A 15,342-nucleotide genomic window follows, 5' to 3' on the forward strand; every position below is an offset into this window, starting at 1 on the left:
GCTATATGGAGGAGTTGTTTTGGGAACACCGTGGATAAGGTTTCGGCTCCAAGCGGTCAGCTCCAAAAAAATAATGCGCAACTACCAAAAATAGCCATTCATATTTTTGGACAGTTGAGAGTTATTGCGAGTAGTTGCTTGGGGAACACTTCGCAACAAAATCATCCCCCACTCTGCTATCACTCAAAGTTCTAAAACAAATCATCCAAACACATAAAAATAGAGACCAAACAACCCGGCCTCTACTTCAAATCAATTACTCGATCAATTACTTTAATTCTTTTCCTAATTCAATCAGATATTCTTTTAGCGTTTCACCAATTTCTGGGTGCTGCAATCCATATTCGATACTCGTTTTCATGTAGCCAAACTTATCTCCGACATCATAGCGTGTACCTTTAAATTCATGTGCAAATACACGTTGACTTTTGTTCAGTTCATCAATCGCATCCGTCAACTGAATCTCGTTACCCGCACCAGGTTTTTGTGTTTCCAAGATAGTAAAGATTTCTGGATTTAACAGATAACGTCCAATAATAGCCAAATTACTTGGTGCGTCTGCTGGATCTGGTTTCTCCACAAAATCTTTCACACTGTAAACATCATCTGAAACAATTTCACCAGGATTGATAATGCCATATTTCGATGTATCTTCATACGGAACACTCATAACAGCGATTGTTGAAGATGTTGTTTGTTCGTAATCATTCATCAATTGTTTTGTCAAAGGTACATCATCCACCATTAAATCGTCCCCCAGCATCACAATAAAAGGTTCATCTCCTACGAAAGCTTTCGCCTGTAATACAGCATGACCTAAACCTTTTGGATGAGATTGACGAATGAAGTGTAAATTAACGTCTGTCGTTTCTTCGACTAATTTCAATAATTCATTTTTTTCTTTTTCACGTAAGTTTGTTTCCAATTCAACATTTGAATCAAAGTGGTCTTCAATTGGTCGCTTTGCTTTTCCGGTAACAATTAAAATATCTTCGATCCCTGAAGCCAAAGCCTCCTCAACAATAAACTGAATCGTTGGCTTATCAACGATTGGCAACATTTCCTTTGCCATCGCTTTTGTGGCAGGTAAAAAACGTGTGCCTAATCCTGCTGCTGGAATCACAGCTTTTCTAACTTTTGTCATGATTTGTTCGTTCCTTTCTCACAATCATCTATTTAAAATAGAGGTTCTCATTCAAATATTATAGCAGAGGTAAAATAGGAAACCTACTTTCTTTCGGTTTTATACTCAGTAAAAAAGAGAGCAAGATGATGTTTCCCTTTTGCTCGCTCTCTTTTAATTATTTACATAAATTCATTTTCTGTTTTACCATCGCGCAACATGATGTCTTTTGCAGCTTGCTTGATATCTTTATCTTCATATAACACACTATAGATGGTCTCAGTGATTGGCATTTCCACGTTTAATTGCTTAGCTAGTTCAACAGCGGCTTTGGTTGTTGAAACACCTTCAACAACCATCCCCATATTTTCTAGAACTTCAGGTAATTTATGCCCTTGTCCTAATAAGTTTCCTGCACGCCAGTTACGAGAATGAACACTTGTACAAGTAACAATCAAATCACCGACACCGCTCAAACCGATAAATGTCAGTGGGTTAGCACCCATAGCTACACCCAGACGACTGATTTCAGCTAAGCCGCGAGTCATGATAGCCGCTTTTGCGTCATCACCAAATCCTAGCCCATGGATGGCACCAGCGCCAATCGCGATAATGTTTTTTAATGCAGCACCTGTTTCTACACCAATCACATCGTTATTTGTATAGATTCGGAAATAATCGTTCATAAATAAATCTTGAACAAATTCTGCTGCTTTTTGATCAATACTTGCAGCCGTAATTGTCGTGATATCATGAACAGCAACTTCTTCTGCATGACTTGGACCAGAAAGAACAACGATTGCTTGGCGTTTTTCTTCTGGAAGCTCTTCTGCAATCACTTCTGAAATACGTTTGTGTGTCCCTTGTTCCAGACCTTTACTTGCATGAATGATGATTGGTTTCGTATTCATTTTTTCTAACAATTCTTGTGCAACTGAACGAATCGCTTTTGTTGGGACAACGAATAACACAGCATCGGCACCATCAACAGCTTCCGCTAATTCTTTATATCCGACAATTGATTCAGGAATTTGCAAGTCTGGTAAAAAATGTTTATTGGTATGATAGTTATTGATTTCATCAATTTGTTCAGGAACGTTTCCCCAAATTCGAACATCATGACCATTTTCTGCTAAGGTCTGCGCTAGGGCAGTCCCCCAAGAACCCGGGCCTAAAACTGCGATTTTTTTCATTAAATTTCTTCCTTTCAATTGTGAATCTAAAAATTATTTAATCGTAAATATTAACATTTTACCTTATTGTTGCTCATATTTCATGTAATAGTAGGAATCATTGTCAGGTACATTCTCACGAATCAATTCTTTATCTTTTAGATAGAATTTATAACTCTTAATTTCCGAATTAATATGAAATGTTTTTGAAATATAATAAGTATCTTTGCTGTTGATCAAATCAGGAATATCACTATTATCTAATTTTTCAAAAAACGTTTGCTCTTCCTTTTTCAGCTTTGAATTATAATAATCAGCAGAGACAATAAAGCTAGTTTGTTTTAGACCTAAGTAGTTATTTTTTTGTTTAATCGTAGCCATGATACGTCCAGTAAATAATTTATTATCTGCGTATGTGCCTATAAATATATTTGACTGATCAATAGGCGAGAAGCTTAGTTTTGCATCCGATTTCTCCCATTTTACATGATTAAACGATGTAACTTCTTCTCCACGATAAATTTCTTCTGAAAGATAAAATTTCCCACTAACAGTTGAAAAGTCTGCAACAGGTGACAATTTAGAATAAACATTTTGATAGTACCATACACCAATTCCACCAACTATCAGTATCAATAGTAACATAATGCTAGTAATGAGCCATCCTTTAGATTTTTTCCCAGTGGTTCTTTTAGCCATAAATATTCCTCCTTTTCAGTATAATTTTTTATTCTTTAGTTATAAGTCGTAATATTTCTGCTTTTGTTTCGAAAAAATTATTTTTGGGGAGATCAAGTTTTGTTAATCTCCTTCCACCAATTTTAAATAACTCTCCTACTTCTCGTGTAACTCCAGTAAGAGTTAGATTAGTATCTACGGATTTTTTCAACTGATTGAATTTTTTGACTAGTAAAATTGGATTCTTTTTTGCCTGAATTTTTTGCTTATATAAACGTAACACATGTTCTTGTCTTGAAAAAATAGCAAAATGTTCAGAACTATCTGGATAACATGTGAAAAATATTTCTAACTCTTCTAGTGTCACTTTCTGCTTACCACGTTTAAAGTCAAATCCTTCTTGAGTAAATTCATAAGGATTTGAGATAGTAACTACTCCATTTTGCGATAATTCTTCCATAATTATTTTTAAAAGTTTTTCTTTAGTTATCACAATATAAGTTTTAACTTGTAGCCCGAACTCTGAAGAAAACCATTCTATAAACTCTAATCTATTAAGAGACGAGAACTGTTTGCCTAAATGTTCATTTTTTTTTGCTGTAGTTTCAGGAAGTAAACGAATCAATATGTTTTTTTCATTCGTAGAACAATAATAATAAAAAGTACTTCTTTGACTATCATCAATAACTAATAACGACTCCATTTAGATTTCCTCCTAAATATAATCAACAAATTTTGCTCGGAATTTTAAATGGATATGTGAACCAATAATCAAAAAGATAAGTGTTATACACCAAAATATTAATCCATATGTTCCTTTATTCCAAAACCATTCTCTTGATAAGAAAGTATCTCTAAAACCGTCAATTAAATAATAAATAGGATTCAACTTTAAAATTTTTACCAGTCCTTCAGGTAAATTTTTCGTATCAAAATTCCAAATTGCTCCAGAAATGTACAAAAACAGTCTAATTGTTGACTGTAACATAACATGATAATCTCTAATTAACGTGCTGATAGTTGCATTAAACAATCCAAATGCAAATAAAAAGACAATCATTGAAAACAAATAATATGCATATTGTAGCCAATAAAGTGAAGGGAATACTCCACCCACAACTAAGAGGAGAACTACAAAAACTGTCATCCAGAAGTATGAAATGAGATTACTAGTAATCGAAATTGAAGGCAATATACTAACCGGAAATTTCATTTTAGAAACTAATCCTACTTGTTTATAGATACTATTTGAAGATTTTAAAATTGTTGATTGCATAAAAAACCAAGTCGTAATTCCTGGAAGCATCCATAAAATAAACGGGATTCCAGATATCGATCTACCACCATTAAGCCCCAAACCAAAAACTAAGTAGTAAATTGCAATTTGGATAATAGGATTTAAAAATTGCCAAAGAAGTCCTAAATAATGATTCTGATAGGTGGCCTTTTCTTCATATCTCGACATTCTTATAATCGTTTGTAAATTACTAATTTGTTCTTTTATAATAATTTGTACTTCCTTCATAATTAATTCTCCCCACTCTGATTAAATGTTTCAGGTATATTGATTACTTCACCTGAGTGTAAAGAATCTGTCTCTAGCCGCTCATTTGCTTCCAGTAGTTCTTCTACAGATATATTATTACTGTAAGCAATTTGGCTCCAAGTATCTCCTGGCAGAACAGTATATGTTTTCACTTTGTTACTACTGGACTGGATCATTTCAGATGATTTTGTTGTAGAGTTTCTTGTACTTTCTGTCGTTGATTCGCTTATAGTTTTCTGAGTACTCGACTTAACTTTGTTTTCTGCTGGATCTTTTTTACTCTTAGTTATATGTTTTTGAATAAAAACAATTGGATTCTCTAAGAAAAATGTCAACGATTTTCCCGAAAAACTAATCACTGAAAATAATAATGTTAAAAAAATTAAACACACTAAAATGATCTTAGTTGAGTTTTTCATATTATCTCCAACCTGGTTACGTTGTAATTTACTTTGCAGGTCCTTTCGTTCAGACCTCAGTAAAAGGGTTGATTCTTGTCTTTTTGCTACTTCCTTATCATATAAATTTTCTAAACTAAAACTACTTTGCTCAGATTTATATCTTTTTTGATATTCTTTTTTTTCTTCTTTAGATAACGACTTAAACCATTTTGTAAATTTCTTATATTCAACAATTACTTCATTAGTAGGTCCGAATGCTTTTAAGTCTCCATAATGCATCCAAATCGTTTTATCACAAAGTTTTGCTACTTGACCTAATGAATGACTCACAAAGAAAATGGTCTTTCCTTCTTTTTTAAAATCTAAAATTTTATCAACACATTTTTGATAAAAAGTATCATCCCCTACAGAAAGGGCCTCATCAATAATTAAAATATCAGGATTTTGATGCACAGCTATAGAAAACCCTAAACGTGATTTCATCCCACTTGAATAACTTTTAACAGGCTGATAAATAAAATCTCCCAAATCAGCAAAATTTATGATCTCTTCAATATTTTCATTGATTTCCTTGTTGCTCATTCCAGACATTGTACACTTTAAGCGGATGTTTTCTATTCCACTCAAGGGATTTTTTAGTCCGGCTCCTATTGTCACAATTGATGTTTCACCCGAAATTACTAGCTCTCCAGAAGTCGGAGGAATTATTCCGCCAATAATATTAGAGAGGGTTGATTTACCGGAACCATTTATACCAATCAAACCGACAGCTTCTCCTGCAAAAACATCAAAAGATACACCTTTAAGCGCCCAAAACTGCGGAATTTCTTCTTTGCGAGTTCCAAACAAGCTTTTTAATTTGTCAGATTTTTTTTGGATTAAATCATATTCCTTGGTTATATAACTTGCATGAACTTTTGTCTTTTTATCTAAATCACTCATTTTTTGGTCCTTTCATTTAACTAAAACATCATCTATTAGTCAAAGGTACTTTCGAGAATCTCTTTCCATAGTTTATCCACTTTATGTCTACTTTCATCAAAATCAACTGTATTAGATCGATCATTTTTTCGCCAATCATTACTAATTCCTTTAAAGTGTCTGTGATGAATTCCCTCAATCTCATCGGGAACAAATCCAGGCGCAAATTTATGGAGCCAAAGCTGGATATTTGTCGGTATTCTTCTAGGATCAAACGCATATTTATATGTCGTAGCTGGACGCTCTGTATCATAATAGTAGAAATCCGAGAATTTAGGAATTGAATCATGATTTGAACGTATATTCTCTATCCATCTACCATTGAATCGAACTGCTCCTGAAGCACTATCCTTAATATGATCAAAAATTGTCCGTTTATCGTCACAAACAATTAGTTCATCAATATCACAGTTAATTACTCCTGCGCTTTTTAGAAAGAATCTATTTCTAGAATGTTCTAACATAACATATTGTGCATAATCCGAATCATGATTACCTGGTCTGGTTCCGATTGGTCCAAATTTATAATGCCAATCGACAACATATCCCTTTTTTAAACCATTGACACTTTGAAGGGTCATGAGTAACTCTTCATTTGTATAGGTCTCCGAATTATTATTATAAACAATCACACAGTCTACATTATGATTTTTTACATAAAAAGTTGCCCAGTCTTTTATCCAACTCAAATTATTATCTTTATTAATTGCCACCAAACAGTTTAAATCTTTAAAATTATCTAGAATATCCTTTCCAATAGTTCCGTTGGCATGAAATCTTCCTGCATCAATTTTAAAACTTCTATCTGGCTTATTATAACTTTCATGATAGCTTAGAGGGAAGATGACTTTTTGTTCTTTCCACCCATTTTCTACCACAGGAAAATCAGTACGTTTTGATCCAAAAAGTGTATATTCAGCCATTTGGAAAAGACTTTCTAAATTTCTAAATGCTGGACCCGAAAAGAACACTTTCCCATTTGATTCAAAGACATCATAATATACTGTTTTATAGTCAAATTTTTTCACGTAATCTTTTTGTCTTTCTTTAAAGGGTCTTGGTGCTCGTCGAGCTACTGGAAAATCATCATCAATTGCTGCGCCTGAAGGAACTATAACTTCAAACGAATCAATAGTATACTTATCTTTTTTTTCAATTAAAGATGAATTATAAAAGTTAATTTGTTTTTGTTTTTTAATATTTTGAGCTTCATTTAAAATAACAGCTTGATCTACATCTTTCATAAAATGTTTATAAAAGTTTGATTCAAAATGATTAATGCTATGGTCTCCTGGTGCCATGATATCAGCGTGGTATCCATAGTCATAACTATCTATAACATTCGCTAAAGGAATCAATGAAAGCAGGTAATCAGAAAAAACATTTGCAATCATATTGAAAGTCTTTACATCTGTATCTTTTTTAGGAAAAGGTACCAGTTCACGCTTTTCATTTAGGTAAAGATTTGCGGAATTTGTCCGATTTACAATGATCCGGTTTTCAGGAACCACCTCTAAAACTTCTGAAAGAAAATACTTTGCATTTTTCTTAAATTCTTCGAAATAATCAGCAAAATTTTCCTTTGCTTGGTATAAGGTAAACTTCGGATATTTTTTCATATATTCATAATTAAAATACGCATTTGTCAATCGAGAACCATCTGGATATTCAATATAGCCTCTTTGAATATCACCATGAAGATCGATAATCAAGTAATCAGGTTGAACTTCAGACAGTTGTTTGAAAAACAGCTTATTCCGTTCAGATTTAGACCATATCTGTGGATTAATATTTAATTCTTTATTCAGAGCCGGATCGTCCATAGTCCTAGGAATATTCTCGCCAAATGTGCATAGTGAACTTTGAAATTGAGTAAGTACGATATTATATTTATTTTTGTAGTCTGGATTATAGAAATCTGTTGATGTAAATGCCCGTCTTGAATAGCATGAACCAAATATCGCAATTTTTAGCTTTTCTTTTTTCGTAGCATTAAAAGATAAAAGAGCTTCTCCTTTTTCACCCTCTACTACTTCCTTTGAGTTATTGCTTTTAGAATATTTTATTTTAATCATTGTTCCATCAGAAAACTGTAAAAAAAGTGAGTATCTTCTCTTAGCATTCACTGTTTTAAAGCGATACATACGATCAACAATAATTTTATACATTTTCTTATCTTTCAAAGGTACTGGTGTTATAGGTACATTCATAAACTCAGTCATTATGTACCTTTCACCTAGCGCGTCAATCAAAATTAAATTTGTAGCTAGTGCTAAGTTCAATGGAGATTCTAATTGAATTTCAGCTTGCTCACCATTCATTTTAAATTGAGTTAGTACAATGTTTTTTACACTTCTAAAATGTAGTGCAACATTTCGCTTAGCGTTATAAAAGCGATATGTTAACAAGTCAGACGCGCGTTGGAACTGGTTCATTGCATCTGGAATATCTAATTTATAAGTTTTTTCCTTATTATCGATTTCTTTGAAAAAGTCATAAATCGTTCCATCGACTGTCTCTTCACTAATAATCTTCATTAAGTCATCTACTGAAGCTATTTTATAAGTTTCACTCTTGTCATAAGCAAATACAGTTTGATGCATTCTTTTTTTTAGTATGACAGGAAAATCAATAAAGTGCTCTATCATCAGTTACTCACTCCTATTTTTTATTTTTAACAAGGTCTTCTTAGTAATAGGTCTGATACCACCATTTTTTTTCGATTTAACGTTAGAATTTACGATTGCCTCATAAATCCGCTTCGAATTATCATGATCCATCAATGAGAAATACTCCTTACGCATATTTGCATAAATATCTTTTTCTACGAACCCATTTTTTATTGTTTCTTGAATAAGCGCGATTAACTTATCTGAAGTATATGCTACGTCACCAAATAAATCAGTCTTAGGATCCATGTAAAGTCCTTCATATTGTAAATATTTTTCTATATCAAATTGGAAAAAGACACATGGTTTCTTTAAGTAATACATTTCCCAAATCACACTTGAATAATCTGAAATCATCATTGAACTCTTCATAATCAACTCGTCCATTGGGACTTCTAAAAATTCATATTTATCGATTATTTCTGGGTCAATTTCAAATAAATCAATATATTCTTTGAACTTTGGATGTAAGAAAAAAGCGATTCTTACATTGTTAGCTACAAGCAACTCTTTTAATTCTTTAGAAGCTAAAAATTGACTGTATTCTTTAAAATAATCCGTTTGAATAAATTTTTCTTTAGGTAGACCGTCCATCCACGTCCGCCAAGTTGGCATTACAAAAATTTGACGATAGGGAATTTCGGTTGTTCTGTCTCGCATAACATCCCAACGGGCCAATCCAGTCACAGCTACTTCCTCTTCTTCATACCCCCACTCATTGATTACTAAACGTTTTTCATATTCTGAAGGTACAATTACTAAATCAAAAACATTTCTATTTTTATAAAAATCGGGAACTTTCTTCAAACCGTTCACACCATGTTGCAAATAAGCTAACGGTTTTTCTGTTAAAACACGCCCCATATAAGTTTCTTTTTGCTTTAAATTATAAACATTCCGCTTAGTATCAGAAGAAATTAGCAACGTCGAAGAAAATAGATACAAGAAATATTTAAACGACATAAAGTTCAGGGTACGATCTTTCTTATCAGCTAAGAATTTTGCTTCGGTTGCATATTTATCAATCACATAATAAAACTGATCATGTTTTTTGTTTTCATAACAATAATTAAAAAAGTGATACCCACTATCATGAGCTGAGGAAGCTAGTTTTTCAAACCCTATCCAAATATCTTTTTTAGCAAAGTACGGCTTCATCAATCGAGCTAAATAATAAGCAGATTTTTCTTTAAAATTATTCCACTTGGTTTCATAACTTTCTCTTTTTCGATAAGTAAAAGAGATATCCTCACTAATTGTAATGTATGGGTACATTAAAAAATCGTCTTGTGTATGATACTGATACTTAAGTGTGTTACTTCTAATATTTCGTTTAGCAGCTTTGCTCGCTTTATTTATGCGTACAAAGTAACGTTGTTCATTTATATTTGTCTCAACATACAAATCCCAATATAATGGCTCAAAATCATATATTGATAAATCAATTGTCGTTTTAATTAAAAGGTGATTTTTCTTTTGATCAATAGTAAAGTCAGTTATTTTTATCCGTTCTAGCGTATCTTTATTGCGCTTCACTAGTAAAACACTTTGAACAGATATCTCCTCTTTATTTTTTGTTTCTAGTTTGCAAGTTAACCTTACTTTTGGTTTTTTATAAACAAAATCAGCTACTTGCGTTTTTATTTCATAACGCTCTTTAGCTAAGTTAGATAAGTTGTTTTTTACAAGCGATAAAGTATTGCTGTTAGTCAAATATAATTCAAAATGTTGAGAATAAGCTGTCTTATGCTGACCATAAGTTACTACCCCAAAAAAACGATTCTTTTTATCTTTGGGTAATTTATCTTTATTGGCCAAACGCATCAATTGATATTGCCCTTCGCTAAAAACATATAGATAAAAATCAAAGCGAGCTTTTTTTAATTCAGCTGCTTCGTCCTCCATGAAACTGCGTAAACTACAGTAGTAATAATCATCCTTGTTGTTCAAAGGAAGAATATAATTCAACCCTTGCCCTCTTTTATTGATGATTAATTGCGCATTTTCAAGATGTCTTTCTAACTGAAAGCTCAGCTGATAGTCCGTTAGTTCCAAATTAGAAAACTTAATTTTAACATGTTTTTTTAATTCTTGATTTGTAAAAGAAGCTGGGGTTTTTGTTTTCTTTAATAAATAAAGTTCATTATTTTCTATAAGTAAATCTTCTCCAACATTATCTCCCGCTAGGAAGACTTTTTTGATTGAAGTAAATATTTGCTGATTTCCAAGATATAATTTTACTTTCCCACATAATTCAGGAAAAAAGTTTCGCTTAAAGGTAATTTGTCCATCCTTCACTTTACCAAATAACCAACGTTCCCCTATCAAGAGAGAAGCTTCCACCATTGAGTGAACAGCTGGTGCAGTCAGAACAACTGATTCATTCGTCACTTCTATATTAGTTACTTTCATCTCTAAATTGTGGTACTCCGTATGTTTCATTTTACTATTTGCTAAAAATTTAACACCATCAAATACAATTAATCGACCGCTGACGTGAGTAACATAATGTTGTGCAATAGACACCTCATAATTATGATCCACTAAAAAATCAATTGCACAGATATCTTCACCCAAGCAGAAGAATATTTGAGGGTTTCTATCAGTTTTATTTAGATTAATAGTCGCTAGTTCATTATCCTTCCTCCCAATTATAAGAGGCTCGGCCATTACTCCAGTGAAATTTGTACTTCGATACGGGACAGTCTGGATACAAAATCCCGCTACCGACTTCGAAACAATTCTATAACTATGGGCTTGTTCATCAGTTAAAAACAGTTGGCTTTTATCCTCTACAAGAAAAATTTCATTTCCCAAATTATCGATAATTTTAAATTCATCAGTTATAAAATGTTCAATATTTAGACTATACGTATCCGTATTTTCTTTTCTAAAAGGAAATCTTTCCCCAGAGACTGAAATTAGTTCACAAGGCTCTTTTCTTGTAATATAGAATCTACCCTCAAAAATCCGTACACTGTTCATTATTGATCCACTCTTTCTTTGACTATTGTTTCATAAATTCTTTGACTATTTTCACGGTCATGATAATTAAAATATTTTCCATATAATTCTTGATAAGGTTCCTCCAAAACAAAATCTTGAGAAATCGTTTGTTCAATTGTGTTAATCAACTGGTCAACTGTTATGGCACGTCTACCAAATAATTCCGTTTCCATGTCAATATAGCTTCCTTCATATTCATTATATTTTTCATAATCAAATTGGAAAAATATAACAGGTTTCTCCATATAGAACATATCCCAAGTAACAGATGAATAATCACTAATCATTAATGAAGATGCCATAATCATTTCGTTTACTTTAATATCACCAAAAGCGTATAGTTGTACTCGTTCACTTGGAGCACTAAATTCAGAAATGTAATTTTTGAATTTTGGATGTAAGAAAAAGATAATTTCTAAATTATTCTCTTTTAGAATTGTTTCTAACTTGCTTGAAGATAAAAATCCCATATAGTTATTATAATAATCCGTCTTGATAAATTCTTCTTTCGGCATATCTTCCATCCATGATCGCCAAGTTGGCATAACAAATATTTTTTTGCGTTCTTGCAGATTCGAATGATCTTCTAGTAAATCCCAACGTGAAAAACCGGTAACTGCAATTTCATCTTCATCGTATAACCAATTTTCATGTAAAATGTCTTTCTCAAAGTCGGATGTCGCAACTACCATATCAAAGTTGCCTCGTCCTTTGCTTTTCTTAAATACGTCTGAACGTTTTAATGCGGTAACTCCATGCTGTAAGAATACACTTTTCTTTTCTTGAATTGCTTTTGCAGCACGACCAGATCTCACTCGAATATTATGCACATGTCGTGGCGTTTCAGATGCAATCAATAACTTAGAAGCATATAACATAACAAAGTAGCGATAAGACATATGAGTAAGAATATTTTTATGTTCCTTTTTGGCATTTAAATAGTCTTTCGAATCCTTTGATAACACATAGTAATACTGTTTTTTGAGATTATTTTTCTGTACATAATCAAACATTGCATAGCCATTATCTTGCGCCGTTTGAGAAAATTTTTCAAATCCTAGCCAAATACGTTGCTTGTCCAAATACTTTTTGAACAAACGATAAGTTAAATAGCCTGCTTTATCCTTAAAACTTGTCCATTTATTTTCATAATTCTCTTTTTCTCTAATCATAAATGCAATATCGTTAGAGAACGTAACATACGGATATATAATTTTAGATTTATCATCGTTCAACACACTATTATCCAAATAATCTGCTTCAACTTGATTCAATATTTCCTTTTGTGCCCCTTTTACTTTAATTGGATAAATCACTTCATTAAATTTCATTCCAACGAATAGATCCCAATACAGCGGGAAAAATTTATCCCAATCCATTTCAAAAGAAAATTCAAATTCATTTTTTGTTTGATTGATCAATTTACAATTGATTTGCATGTTATATTCTTTACTTCGTAATTGCAAATAAGCATTTTCCACTTCAAAATGTTCTTGACTATCTATTACTATTTTGAATACATAGCCGTGTCCAGTTTTTCTCATACCTTTTAATTTTGTTTGCACTTGAAAGTATTCTCTTGCACCAGCAGTATAGGTAGAAAATACGCCACAAATAATGTTACTTTTTGTTGTATAAACTAAGAATGATTGCTCTTCAGTTAGTTGAGTTAAACTCAATCCTTCCTTACGCTTTTTACTCTTTTTCATGCGTAACTTGCATTCCTCATATTTTGAGTAAGGCGTCTCAAAAGAAAGGCGAAAATCAAGACGTGGAAACTCTCCTACTGAGTTTTCAATAAGTGATGTTAAATCAAAACGGATAGCTGCATCGTTTTCTGTTCGAGCCTTACTTTCTAAAATAAATGTTTCCTTCGTTGCGCGTTTGATAACTTTTAACTGTATAGAAGATTCGATGCCATCTAGTTCAGGAATAGTTAAGTTTAGGAACTGATTCTCCATCGTTAATTTTGTTACATCTAAGTCTTTCGTAATCATTTTTTTCATGAATTTTAAATATGCAGGATATGCATCTTGCAATAAGCTGATTCCTTTATCCTTATTGACATACAAACCAACATTATATTTTTCAGGTTGGTCCTCCTGAGCGGCCCACTCCATCAGTAATTTCCCAGGAAGTTTCTCAACTATACTATCTTTGATTTTTAATGGCGAACGCTTAATTGCTTCAGACGTGATTTCTTGAAGATAAAAATCACCATAAAGTTTTGTATCTTGTTCCAGTTCGCTCTTTATATCTGAAAGATCAGCAGAATAGCTACCATCTTCCATCAGGGACAAATGAATTAAAATCAAGTCATTTTTTCCACGGCGTTTCATTATTAAGTTTTGTTTCAAAGAGAATTTCTTTTCTGGTACTAAAAATAGTTTTTCCCCTTCAGACCAGATATTCTTGATTCCTACAGATTTCGTAACTTTGACTGGATAATTCTTAGCTATAAAAGTTTCATAATCATAAGTTATCAACGTGGTTTGCTTGTGATGTTGAATGAGTGAATAGCTTAATACATTCTGAGGTTGAACTTTTAAGTCTAAATAAATTTTTTGCTTTGTAACACCATTGATTCCTATAATTTTATATTCTTGATTTGGTGAAAGAGGTGTCTCCAATAGATCTAATGTGAATCGTTCACCCGATTTTTGCCAAGGAATATAAAGTTCTTTTGTTTTTCCTTCCAAAGCAATTTCTTCTAGATTATTTATTCTGATTTCTAAGCTACTAAAATTATTTTTTAAAACCGGTTGTGCGTTTATGAGTGGTTCAATCCAAATAGAATTTCCTTTAATAAAAAATTTCACTTGGTTTCCAATGATTTCAGGGTATTTTTTTAAAACATGTAATTCTTTTTTGGAAAACTTATAAGGGACAAATTCTTGATTTTCTTTTTTAAATAGTTGGATTTGTTGACTTGGTAACAAAGTAAGACATTCTTTTGTCAACTTAAAATAATCTGCTTGTTGCGTTTGAATATATACATTTTGTAAATTCTGGATATCCTGTACAGAGGTTACAACTGCTTTATTTCGGATAAGCATTGTTTGTTGTACATTTTCTAGTAGGAAGAATGATTCTGATAAAGGATAAAATTGAGCATTTCCATTTTCTACTTCTGAAGTGACAATTTTCGTAGCAACGTATTGATCTAATACATATTCAACAAGATACAAAGAAGAACTACTGAAGCTTTGGATAACTGTTAGCTCCTGAATCACTTCGGTTAGATTAACAGAAAGTTTATTATCTTTTTGGTAGCCATTAATTCTCAAATAGTAACCAGCTTCATTTTTAACAAAGAAATCGACTTGTCGATAGTCTGCGATTTCTTCAATTGTCAAATGAGTATTTGTCAATTGAGCTATGATTTGTCCATCATTTTTTACGATTTGCTTTGGAGAAATCATGTAGTTAAATATCTTCGATTCAGAAATAAAGAAATATTTTTCTTCTAATAAATGGATAGGTAGCGAGCTATCTGATCTATCTGTTAACTCAGTAACCTTGATTGTTCCAAAAATAGTGACTATTTGTAAGGGACGATTAAAAATATTTAATCCCTGAATAGAAACGCGATACCCCATTCCTTCTTTACTTGCAAGCATTTGATGCGTTTTTCCAGATATACATTCTGTCAAGTAAAATTCTTCAATTATCTCTTCACCAGATAATTCAATATAAATTGATTGATTATCATAAATTAGCTTCTTAGCTACTAACGTTGTTTTCAATTTGTTCACCTCATAAGCAA

General features: G+C 32.2%; 9 protein-coding genes. All 9 read right to left on the minus strand.

What is annotated here, in order from left to right:
• Positions 1-268 precede the first annotated feature (268 nt).
• Entirely contained in the window at positions 269-1,144 is an 876-nt protein-coding gene (galU, locus tag IGJ66_RS09570) for a UTP--glucose-1-phosphate uridylyltransferase GalU (RefSeq protein WP_430616539.1), read from the minus strand.
• A gap of 161 nt (positions 1,145-1,305) precedes the next feature.
• A complete protein-coding gene (locus IGJ66_RS09575) occupies positions 1,306-2,316 on the minus strand; it encodes an NAD(P)H-dependent glycerol-3-phosphate dehydrogenase (protein ID WP_071868877.1) in 1,011 nt (336 codons plus the stop codon).
• Positions 2,317-2,379: 63 nt separating this feature from the next.
• A complete protein-coding gene (locus tag IGJ66_RS09580; RefSeq protein WP_285603220.1) occupies positions 2,380-2,994 on the minus strand; it encodes a hypothetical protein in 615 nt (204 codons plus the stop codon).
• A gap of 28 nt (positions 2,995-3,022) precedes the next feature.
• Positions 3,023-3,676: a hypothetical protein gene (locus tag IGJ66_RS09585; RefSeq protein WP_430616540.1), complete on the minus strand. Its 654-nt coding sequence runs from the start codon at positions 3,674-3,676 to the stop codon at positions 3,023-3,025.
• Between the two features lie 12 nt (positions 3,677-3,688).
• Positions 3,689-4,498 carry an ABC transporter permease gene (locus IGJ66_RS09590; RefSeq protein ID WP_430616541.1) on the minus strand — a complete coding sequence of 270 codons (810 nt, stop codon included), beginning with the start codon at positions 4,496-4,498 and terminating at the stop codon, positions 3,689-3,691.
• A gap of 2 nt (positions 4,499-4,500) precedes the next feature.
• Positions 4,501-5,862, minus strand: coding sequence for an ATP-binding cassette domain-containing protein (locus IGJ66_RS09595; RefSeq protein ID WP_430616542.1), 1,362 nt, complete (start codon positions 5,860-5,862; stop codon positions 4,501-4,503).
• Between the two features lie 35 nt (positions 5,863-5,897).
• Positions 5,898-8,549, minus strand: coding sequence for a DUF6270 domain-containing protein (locus tag IGJ66_RS09600; RefSeq protein ID WP_430616543.1), 2,652 nt, complete (start codon positions 8,547-8,549; stop codon positions 5,898-5,900).
• A 3-nt stretch (positions 8,550-8,552) separates the two neighbouring features.
• The gene (locus tag IGJ66_RS09605) at positions 8,553-11,555 is read right to left on the minus strand and encodes a CDP-glycerol glycerophosphotransferase family protein (RefSeq protein ID WP_430616544.1); all 3,003 of its coding nucleotides are present in this window, start codon (positions 11,553-11,555) and stop codon (positions 8,553-8,555) included.
• Positions 11,555-15,322, minus strand: a complete 3,768-nt coding sequence (locus IGJ66_RS09610; protein ID WP_430616545.1) for a CDP-glycerol glycerophosphotransferase family protein — start codon at positions 15,320-15,322, stop codon at positions 11,555-11,557. Before IGJ66_RS09610 ends, IGJ66_RS09605 begins: the two co-directional genes overlap by 1 nt.
• Positions 15,323-15,342: the final 20 nt, after the last annotated feature.

The sequence above is a fragment of the Enterococcus sp. DIV0176 genome, assembly GCF_050528535.1.
Taxonomy (GTDB): domain Bacteria; phylum Bacillota; class Bacilli; order Lactobacillales; family Enterococcaceae; genus Enterococcus_B; species Enterococcus_B thailandicus.